This window comes from Tateyamaria sp. 7Alg 36, assembly GCF_059882455.1.
The window spans coordinates 298,283-315,776 of record NZ_CM187613.1 but is presented as its reverse complement, the minus strand read 5'-3'; the positions used below and the strand labels follow the sequence as shown (position 1 = coordinate 315,776).

Annotated in this window: 13 protein-coding genes; 6 read left to right on the top strand and 7 right to left on the bottom strand. The window is 62.9% G+C overall.

The window, feature by feature from the left end:
* Nucleotides 1-111 precede the first annotated feature (111 nt).
* Nucleotides 112-1,326, top strand: coding sequence for a multidrug effflux MFS transporter (locus AC6GQJ_RS01510; protein WP_500771073.1), 1,215 nt, complete (start codon nucleotides 112-114; stop codon nucleotides 1,324-1,326).
* Here the strand turns inward: AC6GQJ_RS01510 and mfd are convergent.
* Both mfd and AC6GQJ_RS01500 read right to left on the bottom strand, forming a co-directional pair.
* A complete protein-coding gene (gene mfd, locus AC6GQJ_RS01505; protein WP_500773998.1) occupies nucleotides 1,323-4,793 on the bottom strand; it encodes a transcription-repair coupling factor in 3,471 nt (1,156 codons plus the stop codon). The two genes, AC6GQJ_RS01510 and mfd, sit on opposite strands and share 4 nt — an antisense overlap.
* 55 nt (nucleotides 4,794-4,848) lie before the next feature.
* Complete coding sequence (locus tag AC6GQJ_RS01500; protein WP_500771071.1) at nucleotides 4,849-5,376, bottom strand: component of SufBCD complex; 528 nt, start codon at nucleotides 5,374-5,376, stop codon at nucleotides 4,849-4,851.
* A 141-nt stretch (nucleotides 5,377-5,517) separates the two neighbouring features.
* Between AC6GQJ_RS01500 and hemB the strand changes: the two genes are divergently transcribed.
* Nucleotides 5,518-6,519 carry a porphobilinogen synthase gene (gene hemB / locus AC6GQJ_RS01495; protein WP_500771069.1) on the top strand — a complete coding sequence of 334 codons (1,002 nt, stop codon included), beginning with the start codon at nucleotides 5,518-5,520 and terminating at the stop codon, nucleotides 6,517-6,519.
* A gap of 206 nt (nucleotides 6,520-6,725) precedes the next feature.
* Nucleotides 6,726-7,292 (top strand): lipid-binding SYLF domain-containing protein, encoded by a 567-nt coding sequence (locus AC6GQJ_RS01490; protein WP_500771067.1) that lies wholly within the window; start codon nucleotides 6,726-6,728, stop codon nucleotides 7,290-7,292.
* A 153-nt stretch (nucleotides 7,293-7,445) separates the two neighbouring features.
* Here AC6GQJ_RS01490 and AC6GQJ_RS01485 read toward each other — a convergent pair whose 3' ends face one another.
* Nucleotides 7,446-8,318 carry an NAD(P)-dependent oxidoreductase gene (locus AC6GQJ_RS01485; RefSeq protein ID WP_500771065.1) on the bottom strand — a complete coding sequence of 291 codons (873 nt, stop codon included), beginning with the start codon at nucleotides 8,316-8,318 and terminating at the stop codon, nucleotides 7,446-7,448.
* 108 nt (nucleotides 8,319-8,426) lie between these two features.
* Here AC6GQJ_RS01485 and AC6GQJ_RS01480 point away from each other — a divergent pair, with 108 nt between their 5' ends.
* The 3 genes from AC6GQJ_RS01480 to AC6GQJ_RS01470 all read left to right on the top strand — a co-directional run bounded on the left by AC6GQJ_RS01480 (nucleotide 8,427) and on the right by AC6GQJ_RS01470 (nucleotide 12,879).
* On the top strand, nucleotides 8,427-10,892 hold the full coding sequence (locus AC6GQJ_RS01480) for a penicillin acylase family protein (protein ID WP_500771063.1): 2,466 nt from the start codon (nucleotides 8,427-8,429) through the stop codon (nucleotides 10,890-10,892).
* A gap of 69 nt (nucleotides 10,893-10,961) precedes the next feature.
* Nucleotides 10,962-11,507, top strand: a complete 546-nt coding sequence (locus AC6GQJ_RS01475; RefSeq protein ID WP_500771061.1) for an rRNA large subunit pseudouridine synthase E — start codon at nucleotides 10,962-10,964, stop codon at nucleotides 11,505-11,507.
* Nucleotides 11,508-11,568: 61 nt separating this feature from the next.
* Nucleotides 11,569-12,879 (top strand): pentapeptide repeat-containing protein, encoded by a 1,311-nt coding sequence (locus AC6GQJ_RS01470; protein ID WP_500771059.1) that lies wholly within the window; start codon nucleotides 11,569-11,571, stop codon nucleotides 12,877-12,879.
* A gap of 21 nt (nucleotides 12,880-12,900) precedes the next feature.
* On the opposite strand, the gene hflX is transcribed toward AC6GQJ_RS01470, so the two are convergent.
* The 4 genes from hflX to trkA all read right to left on the bottom strand — a co-directional run bounded on the left by hflX (nucleotide 12,901) and on the right by trkA (nucleotide 17,463).
* Complete coding sequence (hflX, locus tag AC6GQJ_RS01465; RefSeq protein WP_500771057.1) at nucleotides 12,901-14,175, bottom strand: GTPase HflX; 1,275 nt, start codon at nucleotides 14,173-14,175, stop codon at nucleotides 12,901-12,903.
* Nucleotides 14,172-14,411, bottom strand: a complete 240-nt coding sequence (gene hfq / locus AC6GQJ_RS01460; protein ID WP_007119530.1) for an RNA chaperone Hfq — start codon at nucleotides 14,409-14,411, stop codon at nucleotides 14,172-14,174. Before hfq ends, hflX begins: the two co-directional genes overlap by 4 nt.
* Before the next feature lie 128 nt (nucleotides 14,412-14,539).
* Nucleotides 14,540-16,087 carry a TrkH family potassium uptake protein gene (locus AC6GQJ_RS01455; RefSeq protein WP_500771054.1) on the bottom strand — a complete coding sequence of 516 codons (1,548 nt, stop codon included), beginning with the start codon at nucleotides 16,085-16,087 and terminating at the stop codon, nucleotides 14,540-14,542.
* Complete coding sequence (gene trkA / locus AC6GQJ_RS01450; protein ID WP_500771052.1) at nucleotides 16,087-17,463, bottom strand: Trk system potassium transporter TrkA; 1,377 nt, start codon at nucleotides 17,461-17,463, stop codon at nucleotides 16,087-16,089. The genes AC6GQJ_RS01455 and trkA overlap by 1 nt, the downstream gene beginning before the upstream one ends.
* Between the last annotated feature and the right edge of the window lie 31 nt (nucleotides 17,464-17,494).

Sequence of the window (17,494 nt, the reverse complement as noted above, 5' to 3'; positions counted from 1 at the left end):
CGTTAATATTTAAGCCTCTGGTCAAAAAACGCGCTGGAAACCACTCTGAATTCTTGCCTTCTGGTTGAATGTGACGCCTATTAGCGTCGAAATTCAACCGGAGCGTAGGCGATGTCCCCACCTGCAAATCAGAATGTCGGCCGTATCGAATTCATTACACTGATGGCGATGATGTTCGCGACGATCGCCTTTTCGATCGACGCGATGTTGCCCGCCCTGCCTGATGTGGCGGCGGAAATCGCGCCGTTCGGTGTGGCGCAGGCGGCGCAGGTAATGACCTTTTTCGTGATCGGCATGGGTGTCGGCACCTTCTTTACCGGTGCGCTGTCGGATGCGTTCGGGCGCAAACCCATCGTCTATTGGGGGCTCGCGGTCTATGCGCTTGGTGCCGTGCTCAGCTGGGCCGCACCGACGCTGGAACTGATGCTGGCCGCGCGTTTCCTGCAAGGTTTGGGCGCTGCGGGGCCGCGTGTGGTGTCGGCGGCAATCATCCGCGACCTGTTCAGCGGACGCGCCATGGCCAGCATCATGTCGCTGACCATGATGGTATTCCTGCTGGTGCCCGCCATCGCGCCCCTGATTGGCGCGCTGATCACCGACGCATTCGGCTGGCGCGCAATCTTTGCCGCCTTTGTGCTGTTCAGCGTGATCCTGCTGGTCTGGTTCGGCGTGCGTATTTCTGAAACCCTGCCCCGCTCGGCGCGCCGGTCGCTGAAACTGGCCGACATGGTGGATGCCGTGCGCGAGATGTTTGCCAACAAGACCGTGCGTCTGTCGATCTATGTGCAGACCCTGATGCTGATGATCATGTTCTGCGTGCTGACCATGGTGCAGCCGATCTTTGACGTCACATTTGACCGTGTGGACAGCTTTCCGCTGTGGTTTGGGGCGATTGCGTTGGCCTCGGGCGTGTCGAGCCTGCTGAACGCGGCCATTGTCGGGCGGTTCGGCATGCGCAAGCTGGTGACATGGGCGCTGATGGCGCAACTGGCGATCTCGACCGTGTTCGTGTGCTGGATCGCGGCGGACATGCCATACCTCTTTCCCTTTTACATCTTCTGGCAGTTCGGTGTGATGTTTCAGGGCGGGCTGACCGTGGCGAACCTGAACGCCATCGCGATGGAGCCGATGGGCCATATCGCGGGCATGGCGGCATCGGTCATCGGCGCAATTTCGACCGTACTGGGCGCGGCCTTTGCCACGCCGGTGGGGTTGTTGTTCGACGGCACGCCTATGGTGCTGGTGGCGACGGTGCTGCTCGCCTCGATCATCGCGTTCTTTGCGATGCTGTCCATGCGACGCGCCGAAGAAGCTCAGACCGCCTAGGCCTTTGCCTTCTTCTTTTTCTGCGCGATGACCTTCTCGGCAAGATCGCGGGCGATAGAGAACGCGCCTTTGATCTTGTCGCTGTCCTTTTTCCAGTCGCGGCGCACAACGATCTTGTTGTCCTTGACCTTGGCCAGCCCGCGCTGGTCCTGAATAAAGGTAACAAGCCCCTCGGGAGAGGCGAATTTATCGTTGTGGAACTGGATCGTGGCCCCTTTCGGCCCGCCATCCAGCTTGGCAATGCCGGCGCGTTTGCACATCGCCTTGATCCGCACGACCAGCATCAGGGTATTCACCTCTTTGGGCAGCGGACCAAAGCGGTCGATCAGTTCGGCGGCAAAACCTTCCAGTTCAACTTTGGTCGCCAAGCCACTGAGACGGCGATACAATCCCAGACGCACATCCAGATCGGGCACATAGGTTTCAGGGATCAGGACCGGCACACCAAGGTTAATCTGCGGTGCCCATTGGCCGTCATCTTCGGTCAGCCCTTCCATCTGGCCGGACTTGATCTTGGAAATCGCCTCTTCCAGCATGGACTGGTACAACTCGAAACCCACATCGCGCATCTGGCCCGACTGTTCCTCGCCCAGCAGGTTGCCCGCGCCGCGAATATCAAGGTCTTGGCTGGCAAGGGTAAAGCCCGCCCCCAAAGTGTCGAGACTGCCCAACACACGCAGCCGCTTTTCCGCCGTCGCCGTCAGTTTGGCGCGCGGCTTGGTGGTCAGATAGGCATAGGCACGGGTTTTCGACCGCCCCACACGGCCACGGATCTGGTACAACTGTGACAGGCCAAACATGTCGGCGCGGTGCACGATCATCGTGTTCGCGGTTGGAATATCCAGCCCAGATTCCACAATCGTGGTGGCCAGCAGCACATCATACTTGCCGTCGTAAAACGCGTTCATGCGGTCATCAAGCTCGCCCGCGGCCATCTGCCCGTGCGCAACCACATAGGTCAGTTCAGGCAGCTGTTCCTTCAGGAATGCCTCTATTTCAGGCAGGTCGGATACGCGCGGCACCACATAGAACGACTGCCCGCCGCGATAATGTTCGCGCAACAGCGCCTCGCGGATGGTGACGCTGTCGAACTCGGACACATAGGTGCGGATCGCCAGACGGTCGACCGGCGGCGTGCCGATGATCGACAGATCGCGCACCCCAGTCAGCGACAGTTGCAACGTGCGCGGGATCGGCGTCGCGGTCAGGGTCAGCACGTGCACATCGCTGCGCATCTGTTTGAGCCGTTCCTTATGCGTGACGCCGAATTTCTGTTCCTCGTCGATGACCAGCAGGCCAAGGTTCTGAAATTTCACACCTTTTGCGAGCAGCGCATGGGTGCCAACGACGATGTCCGCCGTCCCTTTCGCCATCTCGTCACGGGCCTTCGCGGCCTCTTTCGCGCTGACGAAACGGGACAGTTGGCGCACATTGATCGGGAAGCCACGGAACCGTTCGGCAAAGGATTTGTAGTGCTGGCGCGCCAGCAACGTGGTGGGCGCGATCACCGCCACCTGCACGCCCGACATGGCCGCCACAAAGGCCGCGCGCATCGCCACCTCGGTCTTGCCAAAGCCGACATCGCCGCAAATCAACCGGTCCATCGGCGCACCGCTGGTCAGGTCGTCGATCACCGCCCCGATGGCCGTCAACTGGTCGTCCGTCTCGTCATAGGGGAACCGCGCGCTGAACGCGTCCCACATGCCGGGGGGCGGTTCCAGCACCGGCGCTTTGCGCAGGGCGCGCTCGGCCGCGATCCGGATCAGCTTGTCCGCCATCTCGCGGATGCGTTCCTTCAGCTTGGCCTTCTTGCTTTGCCACGCGCCGCCGCCCAGACGGTCCAGCAGACCTTCCTCGTGGCCGTATTTCGACAGCAGTTCGATATTCTCGACCGGTAGATACAGCTTGGACGCTTCGGCATATTCCAGCAGCAGGCATTCATGCGCCGCCCCTGCGGCGGTCACCACCTCCATCCCGAGGTAGCGGCCGATGCCGTGATCCACATGCACCACCAGATCACCGGGCGACAAGGATTGCGTTTCGGTCAGGAAGTTCTCGGCCCGCCGCTTGCGCTTGGGCGCGCGGATCAGGCGGTCGCCCAGCACATCCTGTTCGCTGATGACGGTCAGGTGCTTGTCGTCGCCAAACGGCCCTTCGAACCCGTGTTCCAGCGCCCAGACCACCAGATGCAGCCCGTGCTTGCCGATGCGCGTGGCATCGGTGATCGGGATAACCTCGGCCAACCCTTCGTCTTCGATCAGCCCCGTCAGACGTTCCCGCGCGCCTTCGGAATAGCTGGCGACCACCACGGGGCCGCGTTCAAGCTTTACTTTAATGTGGTCCGCCAAAGCACCGAAAAGGCTGATGGATTCCTGCTGGCGCTCGGGTGCGAAATTGCGCCCGATCCGCCCGCCTGCATCCGTAACCCCAAGGCCCGTTGCCTGCGGCAGCGCACTGAATTGCAACACGCGCTTGTCCGCTACGGCGGCCTCCCACGCGGCATCGTTCAGGTACAGCCCTTCGGGCGGCGCGGGTTTATAGACGGAATCCATCTTCGAACGGTGCGCCACGGCCAGACGCCGTGTTTCGTACTGATCGGCAATCGTGTCCCACCGCGCCAGCCGCGTCGGTGTCACCTGATCGTCCAGACTGACCGTCGCCTTCGGCACATAGTCGAACAGGGTCTCAAGCTTTTCGTGGAAGAAAGCCAGCCAATGCTCGGCCCCTTGGTGTTTCCGCCCTGCGCTAATCGCCTCGTACAGCGGATCGTCAGTGCCCGCCGCGCCGAATTCCAGCCGGTAGGACTGGCGGAAACGGGTGATCGCGGCATCATCCAGAATAACCTCGGACACCGGCGCAAGCTCCACCAGATCCAACTTTTCCGTCGTCCGCTGCGTCAGCGGATCAAAGCGGCGCGCGCCGTCAAGCACGTCGCCGAACAGGTCCAGCCGCACCGGCCCCAGATCACCGGGCGGGTAGATGTCGATAATACCACCGCGCACCGCATAATCACCCGGCTCGGTCACGGTCGGGCTTTGCACAAAGCCCATGCGCACCAGAAACGCCCGCAGCGCCGCCTCGTCCACACGGCCACCCACGCGGGCGCTGAACGCCGCCTCGCGCAGCAGGTCACGCGCAGGCACGCGCTGGCTTGCCGCATTGATCGTGGTCAGAAGGACAAACTTGTCCGGCATCCCGTGGGTCAGCGCCGCCAGCGTCGCCATCCGCTGGGCCGAGATGTCGGCATTGGGCGACACACGGTCATAGGGCAGGCAATCCCAGCCCGGAAAGACCAGCACAGGCATGTCCGGCGCGAAAAAGCGCAACGCGCTTTGCATCGCCACCAGCCGCTTGTCGTCGCGCGCCACATGCACCACCGGCCCGCGTGCGGCGACCTCGTCCAGAATCAGACGGGCATCAAAGCCTTCGGGCGCACCGGAAACGGTGAAGTGATCGGTCTGGGTCATAAGCTCGCTGGGGTTGGGCAACAGAGGGCTTCAATTGGGGCAATGTGCAGATGTGTCAACCGCCGAAGGGTCCGACAGACATGTTTTGATACATCCCCCACAGGGCCGTGACAAAGATCGAGACCATGCCGATGGCCTGCACATAGGTGCGATGGCGCGACAGCCGCTTCCACAGCAGCGCGCCCTGCGCCTCTTCGGCTTGGATCAGACGCGCGGTGGACAGGTTCAGCGCCCCCACCCCCGACATCGGAAAGCCCAGCAAAAAGGCGGCTTGCGCAAATTCCACATCATAGACAAACCCCAGCAGCGCCAGCCCCGTCAGCATGAAACAGGTCAGCCCCAGCAGCCACAGCCCCGAGACATGGCCGATGAAAAGCAGCCGGTTGGTGTTGATGCGGATCAGATCGTCCAGATCGTCCGACGCCTGCCCGCCATAGCGTTTGGCCCGCGCCACCATGTCGAAAGGTACACCCAGCACCCAATGGCTTGCCGTGGACCACACCACAGCCAGCGCGATCCAGAACCAGAGGTTGGAAAAGGACCGCATGTCGATCAGTTCAAAAATGGTTTCGTGCCAATCCACGCGCTGTCCTGCCGCTCTTGTATTCAGGCATCGCCCCGATGCGTGTCGCCTCTCTTAACCTGCACCGCCCCCGTGGCCAAGACTTGGCAAGCCTAAAAATCCGTGCCACCCATGCGCGGACCACCACAGCGGAGACGTTTCATGCGCCCGACCCAAAGTTCCTTTCCCGCCACCCGCCTGCGCCGCACCCGTGCAACCCCTGCCATTCGTGGCCTCGTGCGCCAGAACACCCTCAGCGTCGAGGATTTCATCTGGCCGGTTTTCGTGCGCAGCGGCGAAGGTATCGAAGAACCCGTGCCGTCCATGCCCGGCGTGTTCCGCCGCTCGGTCGACAAGGTGGTCGAGGCCGCGCGCGAGGCTGCCGATCTGGGCATTCCGGCGATCTGCATCTTTCCGTACACAGGGCTTGAAGAACGGACCGAGGATTGTGCAGGCGCATGGGATCCGGAAAACCACGCCAACCGCGCCATCCGCGCGATCAAGGCTGCGGTGCCCGAGATCGCCGTGATGACCGATGTGGCGCTCGATACCTACAACATCAACGGGCATGACGGCTTTGTCGAAAACGGCGAGATCGTAAACGACCGCACGGTCGAGGCGCTGGTGAAAATGACCCTCGCACAGGCCGAGGCCGGTGCCGACATCATCGGCCCGTCCGACATGATGGACGGGCGCATTGGTGCCATGCGCCGTGCGTTGGAAGACGCAGGCCACCAGAACGTGATGATCCTCAGCTATGCCGCCAAATACGCCTCCGCCTTCTATGGCCCGTTCCGCGACGCGGTCGGGGCCTCCGGCGCGCTGAGGGGAGACAAGAAAACCTATCAGATGGACCCCGCCAACGCGGACGAGGCAATGCGCCTGATCGAACGCGACCTCTCCGAAGGGGCAGATATGATCATGGTCAAACCCGGTCTGCCCTATCTCGACATCTGCCGCCGCGCCCGCGACACGTTCGGCGCACCGACCTTTGCCTATCAGGTCTCGGGTGAATACAGCATGATCAAGGCCGCCGCCCAGAACGGCTGGATCGACGAAGACCGCGTGATGCTCGAAAGCCTGATGGCCTTCAAACGCGCCGGCTGCGATGGCATCCTGACCTATTTCGCCCCCGCTGCCGCCCGCCTCCTGAATGCGCGCTGATCCCCTTCTCTGTTCCCAAAAATCCCGGGGGAGTCGCGCCAGCGACGGGGGCAGCGCCCCCCGAACCGACAAATCACCCCTTTGAAACGGGCAGAAACCCGCCAAACCACCCCAAAGGCGTGACAGCCGCGCCTTATAGGCTTATAAACCTCACAAGTGCGGCCAAACCGCACAGATTTTTTCCGAGCAATACAGGCGGTTCTAAAATGACAAATCAGATTATGTCGCGACGGGTGTTCACCCTCGGCGCACTGGCTGGCACATCGGCTCTGGCGGCATGTGGCAATGGCGTGGGCAGCCGCGGCAGCGCAACCATCGACGCCCGCGTGCGCGCCACGCTGGAAGAGATGTATCGAAGCTATCCCAACACACGCCAACTGGCGCAGAAATCCAACGGGATGCTGGTGATGCCGCTGGTGACCGAGGCCGGTATCGGCTTTGGCGGGGCCTACGGGCGCGGCGCGCTGCTGGTCGACAACGTGACCGTGGATTACTACTCGGTGGTCAAAGGCTCCGGCGGTCTGCAAATCGGCGCCCAGCAATTCGCCCATGTGCTGTTCTTCATGACCGGCGCGGCCCTGACCGAATTCCGCCGCTCGCCCGGCTGGGCCGCTGGCGCGGATCTGGAATATGTGATCTCCGACAAGGGCGACAGCGTGGCCGCAGATACCACAACCACCTTGTCCCCCGTGCTCGCGGCGGTCTTTGCCCGTGCAGGCCTGCGCCTTGGCGCAACGCTCGAAGGTACGAAATACACACGCATCATTCCCTGAACCCGTTTTAGGGGCATATAAGGGGTCGGCGGGCGGGCGCATTTGCCACTTGGCAAACAGTCCCGCCCCCCGACGTTTTTCTTTCCTCGTGGCTCCGCCCGTTCGCCCCTCAAACGCTCCACAGGAGCGTTTGCCGCTGGCGCGGATCGGGGCTCACCCCATGGCGCGCAGGCGTTTGATCAGGGCTGACGTATCCCAACGTCCCCCGCCCAGCTTCTGCACATCCTTATAGAACTGGTCGACCAGCGCCGTCACAGGCAGGCTCGCGCCGTTCTCGTCCGCCGTGTCCAGACAGATGCCCAGATCCTTGCGCATCCAGTCCACCGCGAACCCGTGATCGAACTTGTCGTCCAGCATGGTCTCATAGCGGTTCGACATCTGCCACGATCCCGCTGCCCCTTGCGAGATCACCTCGACCACGGCACGCCCGTCCAGCCCCGCTTTCTCGGCAAAGTGCAACGCCTCGGACAGACCCTGAACCAGACCGGCAATGGCAATCTGGTTACACATCTTGGTCATCTGCCCCATGCCCGAGGCGCCGATCCGGCGGCACAGCTTGGAATAGGTGTTCATGATCGGCTCGGCCCGCGCATAGGCGCCTTCATCCCCGCCACACATGATCGACAGGGCGGCATTCTCGGCCCCCGCCTGCCCGCCCGAAATCGGCGCATCCACAAAACTGATCTGCGCATCATCCGCCGCGGCATAGAGTTCCGCCGTCACAGCCGCCGACACAGTGGTGTGGTCCACAAAGACCGCGCCCGTGTCCATGCCCGCAAACGCGCCGTTCTCGCCCAGACAGACCGAACGCAAATCGTCGTCATTGCCGACACAGGACATCACGAATTCGGCACCCTGCGCCGCCTCCCGCGGGGTCGCGGCCATCGCACCGCCATAGGTCTGCACCCATGCATCGGCCTTGGCCGCCGTGCGGTTATAGACAGTGACCTCATGGCCGGCTTTCTGCAGGTGACCCGCCATCGGTCCACCCATCACGCCCAAACCCAGAAATGCCAGTTTTGCCATCTTATTCTCTCCCTTTTGCCCAAGCCCGCGCTTGCGCTTCCTTCTTCGTCTTCCTAACAGTCATGGGCTAAGGGTCAACGTCAACAAAAAGAGGCTGGACGGTCTGAAATGGCAGTGGTTTTTCAATGGCTGGTGCGTCTGACAGCGGCGTTGATTGCACTTAGCGTGCTGTGCGTGGTGATGGTGTACTACCTCGCGGCGCGCTCGCTGCCGGATTATGATGCGGTCGTTCGGGTCCCCGGGATCAGCAGCACGATCGAGATCGTGCGCGACAATGCCAACGTCCCCCACATCTTTGCGGAGACCGACGCGGATGTGTTCCACGGCCTCGGCTTTGCCCACGCACAAGACCGCCTGTGGCAGATGATGATGCTGCGCCGCACCGCCCAAGGACGGCTAAGCGAACTCTTCGGCACCGCCACGCTGGAAACCGACAGCTTTATTCGCCGCCTCGATATCTACCGCCTCGCCGTGCAGTCGGTCGAGGCTCAAGACCCCGCCACCCTTGCCGCGCTGGAAGCCTATGCCGCAGGCGTGAACGCCCGTCTTGACCAGATCAACGCCGAGGCACTGGGCCGTGGCGCGCCCGAACTGTTCCTCTTCAACGCGCCGTTGGCCCCGTGGCGGCCTGCTGACAGCATCGCGATTACCAAGCTGATGGGCCTGCAACTCTCTAGCCATATGAGCGATGAAATCCTGCGCGCCAAGATGTCGCTGGCGCTGGATGACCCTGCCCGCCTTGCCGACATCCTCCCCGATGTGCCCGGTCCGGGCGTGGCAAGCCTGCCCGAATATGCCGAACTGGTTCCGGGCGTCAGCAAGAGCTTTGCCTCCAACGCGGCCCCCGTGCACCCGCTGTCCCCGTTCCGTCCCCGCGGTTTCGAAGGGGCCTCGAACGCATGGGCAGCTTCGGCGGCGCGTTCGGCCACCGGCGGCACGCTGCTGGCCAACGACCCGCATCTGGGCTTTTCCGCGCCTTCCATCTGGTATCTGGCCCGTCTGGAACTGCGCAGCGGCGGCGTGATCGGCGGCACCGTGCCCGGCATGCCCGTGGTGCTGACAGGGCGCTCGGACCGGCTCGGCTGGGGGCTCACCACCGCCTATGTGGACGATCAGGACATCCTGCTCGAAGAACTGAACCCCGACAATCCACAACAATACCGCACGCCCGACGGTTACAAAGACTTCGAAACCCGCGCATCGATCATCCAGATCGCCGATGCGGACCCCGTCACCCTGACCCTGAGGTGGAGCGATAACGGCCCGATCCTGCCCGGTCGTTTCCGCGACCTTCAGGCGATCACCCCGCCCGGTCATGTCGCCGCGCTCAGCTGGACCGTACTCAGCCCGCGCGACACGTCGATGACCGCAGGTCTGAACCTGATGCGCGCCCAATCCGTGGCCGAGGCGATCAGCGCCGCAGAAGCCTATATCGCGCCCGCCCAGAACCTGACCCTCGCCGACCGTGGCAGTATCGCGATGAAAACCATCGGCGCGGTGCCAAAACGCAACCCCGCGCACCAAAGTCAGGGGCGCATGCCCAGCCTCGGCTGGCTGCCGGAAAACCGTTGGGAAGGGCGCATGCCCTATGCCTCGAACCCCGGCTTTGTGTCTCCCGTCGGCGGCATCCTCGGCAACACCAATAACAAGACAATCGACCGCCCCTTCCCCAACCACGTGAGCTTCCTCTGGGGCGACACACAGCGGGTGCAACGCTGGCGGCGTCTGATGCAGGCGCGCGAAGTGCACACCCGCGACAGCTTCATCGAAGCACAGCTTGACACCGTCTCCTTCACCGCCCGCGCCCTCTTGCCCCTCATGGGGGCCGAACTGTGGTTCACGGGCGAAGCGGCCCCCGCAGGCACCCCAGAACGCCAGCGCCAGCGCGCCCTTGCCCTGCTGGCCGAATGGAATGGCGAGATGAACGAACACTGGCCCGAGCCGCTGATCTATGCCGCATGGCTGCGCGCCTTGCAGGACCGGCTGGCACGGGACGAACTCGGCCCCCTCGCCGACGCCTTGGGGCATGTGGAGCCCCTGTTCATCGAACGCGCCTTCCGCAATGTGGACGGCGCGGCGGTATGGTGCGACGTGCGCCAGTCCGCGCCAGTGGAAACCTGCGCCGACATGGCCCGCCTCGCACTGGACGATGCACTGGTCTGGATCAACGAGACATGGGGCACCCAGCTTGAATCCCTGCGATGGGGCGACGCGCACCAAGCCACCCATGACCACCAAGTGCTTGGTGAAATCCCCGTGCTCAAACATTTCGTCAACATCCGCCAATCCACATCTGGCGGCGACAACACGCTGCAACGCGGGCTGACCAAAGGCTCCGGCCCCGACCCGTTCAGCAGCGTGCACGGCGCAGGCTATCGCGGCGTCTACGACTTCGCCGACCCCGACAGTTCGGTCTTCGTGACCTCCACGGGGCAGTCCGGCCACTTCCTGTCGCGCCATTATGACGATCTCGCCCAACTCTGGCGGCGTGGCGAATATATCCCGATGTCGCTGGACGAGGGGCTGGCACGCGCCGCCTCTGTCGGTGTCACCCGCCTCGAACCCCTGCAATGACGTGCCCCCTGCCCATCATTGTTCCTCAAATATGCACGGACCCACGCCCCAACATGCCGATCCGCTGATATGACAACACTCCTGTTCCACAAGCCCTTCGGCGTGCTGTCCCAGTTCACCGACAAAGGCACCGAAGGCTCCCCGCGCCCGACCCTGTCGGCCTATATCGACGTGCCAAATGTCTATCCCGCAGGACGTCTGGACCGCGACAGCGAGGGACTGATGGTCCTGACCAGCGATGGCGCATTACAGGCCCGCATTGCCGACCCCAAGTTCAAGGCCGCCAAAACCTATTGGGCACAGGTCGAGGGTACGATCACCCCCGATGCGATCAAGGCCCTCAGCACCGGCGTCACCCTGAAAGACGGCCCCACCCGCCCCGCCAAGGCGCGCGCCATCCCCGAACCCGACGGCATGTGGCAACGCGACCCGCCGATCCGCGTGCGCAAATCCGTTCCCGACAGCTGGCTGGAACTGACCATCAAGGAAGGGCGCAACCGGCAAGTACGGCGCATGACAGCCCACGTCGGCTTCCCCACCCTCCGCCTGATCCGCGTCGGCATCGGCGCATGGAGCCTCGACGGGCTTAAACCCGGCCAGTGGCGCGAGGTGTGACGGGTTTGGCGCATCCCCTTTTCGCGTGTAGGATCTGAGGCAAACCGCCTAGGGTCACGACATGAAACGTATTGCCTTCCTTATCCTGTGCCTCGGCTGCAGCATCGCCGGATTTCTGGCTAAAACGGCGGTCGAGACCGAGGCCATAGCCGCCTTCCTGCGCACCTATGGCCCGTGGATCGCCGTGGCGGGGCTTGGCATGTTGGTCACGATCGGGCTGGCGCTGCTGGGGGCCTATCTCTACCTCCGCCACCGGATGCGCAAACTGCTAGGCGCCGAAGGGCGGATGAGCGAGGCGGAAATAGCCGCCGGACTGGTGGATCTTGTGACCACGCCTCAAGGCATCACCAACCCCACCCCCGAAGACCGCCAGCGCGCAGCGCTTGTGAATGCGGGCGCATGGTTGATGCGGCGGCAATCGATGCAGTTCTACTTCAACGTGATGGTCACCGTCATGGGCGGGCTGATCGGCACGGCAACGCTGTTCCTGCTCTATGAACAGAACCAGAAGCTTGAGGCGCAAAACACCCGTATCGCCCTGCAAACCGACGCCAACATTGCGCAAAGCATCCTGCTGGAAGGCACGCGGCGGGCGGCGCTTGCGTCGGACATGTTGCGCATCATCGACGACATCCGCACCGAGGCGGCGACCAACGCGCCCCCCTGCGGCAGCAGCCTGTTTTTTAATTGCACCGAAACGGACCCTGTGACGGGTCGGCACTTTCACAACCTGTCAGACCATCTGCTCCCGCAGGTGCAGGCCTTTGCCCAGAACAATGCGCCCTATCAGGTGGCAATCTTCAACACGTCCGACATTGATTTTGACGTCGCCTTGCGCGCGCAACTCACGCTCAAGAACCTGAGCCCCGAGCGTGGCCAGTTGACCCACGCATTGGTGCAAAGCACGGTTCTGCCGCGCGACATGAACCTGTCCTATGCGCAACTTGGCGGCGCGCAGTTTCCGCAGGCCACATTGTTCTTTGCCCGCCTGTCTTACGCGGATATGGAAGGAATCAACCTCAACGGGGCTAACCTGATCAATGCCACGCTGATTGGCGCGAATATGCAAGGGGCTGCGCTGAACGGGACCGTTCTGGCGGCGGCTAGACTGGAAGGCGCGAACCTGACGCGGGCCAATCTGGTGAATGCCGACCTTGATTCCGCTGACCTGCGCGGTGCCATTCTGGATGGCGCGCATATTTCGGGCGCGAAGTTCCGCAACGCCTTTGTAACGGGAATGTCGGTCAAGGATACATGGGCATGGTCGGACCGCCTGCCCGAAGATTTGCCGGACGGAATCACGATAACCACCTGCACATTCGGGACTGGCGGGCGCATCCAGTTTCGTGAAGTGCGCCCCGACGATTGCTAGGGTCCGCCGCGCAGGCAGACTCTAGAGCCCCTCGTAACGCGCCTTCTGAATAGCACTCCAGCGAACGGTGAGCGTAAAGCCGTTTTCGTCCTGCACTTCGTTCTCGATCACGTCCTGTTCGAACAGCCAGGCGCGTTTGCGCCCTTCGGCGAAGGGCAGCACCAGCGTCTCTTCCGTGACCGTCGCCTGCAACGTTTGCGCCACATGATCCAGCAGCGGCGTGATGCCTTCGCCGGTCAGGGCCGAGATTGCGAACACGTCGTCTTCTCGCGCCGCACGGGCGCGCATGGCGTCGGCGGCGTCGTCGTCCAGTGCGTCCAGCTTGTTCCACACCTCGATCTGTTTGCGGTCCTCGCCCACGCCCAAATCGGCCATGATGCTGGCCACGTCCTCGGCCTGCGCTTCGGTTTCGGGGTGCGAGATGTCGCGCACATGCACGATGATATCGGCGGCCAACACTTCTTCCAAAGTGGCGCGGAAGGCGGCAACCAGTTCGGTCGGCAGGTCCGAGATAAAGCCCACCGTGTCCGACAGGATCACCTCGGGGCCGTCCTCAAGCTCGACCCGCCGCATGGTGGGATCAAGCGTGGCGAACAGCATGTCCTTGGCCATCACATCGGCACCGGTCAGGCGGTTGAACAGCGTCGATTTGCCCGCGTTGGTATAACCCACCAGCGCGACAATCGGGTACGGCACCTTGGCGCGCGCGGCGCGGTGCAGGGTGCGGGTCTTTACGACCTTTTCCAACTGGCGGCGCAGGCGCACCAGTTGCGTGTCGATGGCGCGGCGGTCGGCCTCGATCTGGGTTTCCCCCGGACCGCCGACAAATCCCAGACCGCCCCGCTGGCGTTCAAGGTGGGTCCATGCGCGCACCAGACGCGTGCGCTGATAGCTGAGCGCGGCCATTTCAACCTGCAACACACCCTCGCGGGTGGCGGCACGATCGGAGAAAATTTCAAGGATCAGGCCGGTCCGGTCCAGCAATTTGACCTTCCACGCCTTTTCAAGGTTGCGCTGCTGCACGGGCGTGACGGGGCCATCCACCAGAACCAGTTCAACCTCGGCCTCTTTGAGGCGTTGTGCCAGTTCCTCGATCTTGCCCGAGCCAAAGAGCAGCCCCGCCTGCGGGCGCGGCAGGCGCACGATTTCGGACCCGACCACGTCGAGTTCCGGCAAGGCATGCGCCAGCGATACGGCCTCGGCCAGTGCTAGGTCAGGCGCGCGACGGTCCGGATCGGACTTGATTTCTGGATGTATCACCCATGCGCGGGTGACGTTTGGAGCAGTTTCACTCAAGAGGCGTCTTCGCCCTCGTACAAGCTGATCGGCTGACTCGGCATGATGGTCGAGATCGCGTGCTTGTACACCAACTGGCTTTGTCCATCGCGGCGCAGCAGCACACAGAAGTTGTCAAACCACGTGATAACGCCTTGCAATTTAACGCCATTGATCAGGAAAATCGTCACGGGCACTTTGGTTTTGCGCACGTGGTTCAGGAATGCATCCTGCAAATTCTGTCTGTCCGAAGCCATTTCCGGTTGCCCTTTTATTCTTGCTTGGCCTGCGGATCAGACCGTCCCTCGGATCGGAGTATGTCTTGGCGAATACGAAGATTCCACCCCAAAAAACAGTCCGTTATCGCGCAAGTTCAAACTGCTGCCTAACCGCGCCACAAATCGGGCGTCAGAAGGGCGATAATGGCCAGCATTTCAAGCCGTCCCAGCACCATGGCGGCGATAAAGATGCACTTGCCCGTGCTGCCAAGGTCCGCCAGCGCAATCGGCGCGCTTGCCGCCACATCCAGCAGTGGGCCCGTGGTGCTGAGCCCCGCAACCGCCATCACCACGGCCGTTTCAAATGACACGCCCGTCGCCGCCAGCAGCACCGTGACCAGCGCGAGCGTCAGGGCAAACAGCATGAAGAAGACCCAAGCGATGAACGCCCCGCCCTTTTGCAGACGCCGCCCCATCACACTGCCCCGCCCGACAGAGGACGGGTGGACCAGTCGCTCCATCTCGCGCAGGCCGTTGCGATAAAGCGCAAAGACACGCAGCAGTTTCACCCCGCCCGCAGTGGTCGCCACGCCGCCGCCGATCAGCGCGAGGCCCATCAGCAACAGCCCCGGTGTGGCAAGGCCGGACCATGCCTGCGCCTGCCCCCAATCCGCCGAGGTGAAACCGGTGGTCGTCAGAAAGGACAGGACCGTAAACGCGCCACCCCACAAGGCGCGCCACGCGCCGATCAGATCGTTGCCCGCGTTGACGTCCACCGCGCCGATAAAATGGCGCAGAAACAGAAATCCGGGCACCACCAGCACCAGCGCCAGCCCGATGCGGAACTCGGGATCGTGCCGCAAGCCGCCTGTGTCGGATGTGACCGTGTCGGTCGAAAAGGTCAGCCGCGACAGGGCAAACAGCATGAACAGCAGCATTACCGCCTCGCCCCCGATGCCGGACCCTGCCCCGTCCATCCCCCCGACCGGAGAGATACCGGACGTCGCCATAACCGACATCGCATGGCACAGCGCGACCAGCCCCGTATCGCCACTGACCGCCAGCAAAATCCACAACAGCAGGGTCAGCCCGAAATAAATCGGCACCAGTACTGCGCCCACCTTGGTGATGCGCACGCGCACTTCGGGTGCGGCCATGCTGGTGTCGCGTGTCGCGGTCCGCCCCGGTGCGGCGCGGGCCGTCACCTCGAACCCGCCAAGGTTCAGCGGCGCAAGGATGGCCGAGGCCGCAATCCACATCAACAGACCGCCCAACCAGCCCACGATGGCGCGCCACAGATGCAGCGGTTCGTTCAGCCGTGTAGGATCGTCAAACATGGTCGCGCCTGTGGTGGTGATGGCGCTGACCATCTCGACATAGGAGTTCAGGAAAGACGTAGTACCGACCCCTTCGTGAAAAGGCACAGCCAGCATCGCAGGCAGGAAGATAAAGGCGCAAAGCAGCGACATGACCGGCCCCAACGTGCCATGGCGCGGATCGCGCCCTGCATGGGCCAAACCGATCATCGCAAAGACGCTGAGACCCAAAATGGCACTGTAAAGAAACGCGCGCGCGGTATCGAGTTCGCGCACTACCGCGCCATATACCGCAGGCACCAGCATCGCCGCCGAGAACATGCCAACAAGCAGCAGGAACAGCGGCAAGCGCATGACCGCGGCCCCGAAACTGATGGGTTTGCGGGCGGGAATCTGCATCAGAAAAAGTCGATCGAGACCTGCATCAGGCGCTCGACCTCGGGCACGTCCTTGGCCAGCGCGAACAGGGCGATGACATCGCCATCGTCAATGCGCGTGTTGCCCACGGGCCGGATGACCTTGTCGCCCTTGCGGACCGCCCCGACCAGAACACCTTCGGGAAATTCGATTTCGTTGATCTTCTTGCCAGCCATGGGCGAAGTCGACAGCACCTCGGCCTCGATCACCTCGGCATCTGCATCGCCGATGGAATAGACCGCGCGCACGCGGCCATGGCGGATGTGGCGCAGGATCGACGACACCGTGGTCGAACGCGGGTTGATATAGGCGTCAATGCCCAGCGGCCCCATCATCGGCACCAGTGTCGGGTCGTTGATCAGCGCGATGGCATAGGGGCAGCCTTCGGCCTTGGCGCGCACGGCGGCCAGCATGTTCGTCTTGTCGTCGTCCGTCACCGCCAGCATTGCATCGGCCCGCGCCACGCCCGCCTCGGTCAGCAGGGCAACATCCAGACCGTCACCATGCAGCACGATGGTCCGCTCCAGCGCCTCGGCGGCGCGTTCGGCGCAGCGGCGGTTGCGTTCGATCATCTTGGTGCGCACGCGTGTGGTGCGTTTTTCCAACGCGCGCGCGACGGCAAGGCCCACATTGCCCCCGCCCACGACCACAAGACGCTCCTGTTTCGAAATCGTCTTGCCGAATACCTCCATCGTGCGCGGCACGTCATCGACATGCGAGAACACATAGGTCTCGTCCCCCGGCAACAACTGGTCATCCGCCGCGGGAGCGAAGAGCGTCCCTTCGCGGCGCACGCCGACCACGACGGCCCGCAGGGTCGAAAACAGGTCGGTCAACTGGCGCAGCGGTGTGTTCACCACAGGACAGTCATCGTCCAGCGCGATGCCCAGCAATTGCGCCTGACCATCAATAAACATCTCGGTGTCGAAGGCCGCAGGCGCGCTAAGCCGTTGCAGCGCCGCTGCCGCGACCTCGCGTTCGGGGCTGATCACCACGTCAATCGGCATGTGGTCGCGCCGGTAAAGGTCGGAATAGATCGCCGTCAGGTAGGCTTGGGACCGCAGCCGCGCAATCTTGCGGTTGATGCCAAAGACCGAATGCGCCACCTGACAGGTGACCATGTTCACTTCGTCGCTATGGGTGGCGGCGATGATCATGTCAGCATCGCGCGCACCCGCACGGTCCAGCACATCGGGGTAGCTGGCAAAGCCCGCAACCCCCTGCACGTCCAGCGTATCGGTGGCGCGCCGCACAAGGTCGGGATCGTTGTCCACCACGGTGACATCGTTGCGCTCGCCCGACAGATGGCGCGCGATTTGCCAACCGACCTGTCCCGCTCCGCAGATAATGACCTTCATGCATTGCCCCGTTTGTGCACGCCGCAGTGCG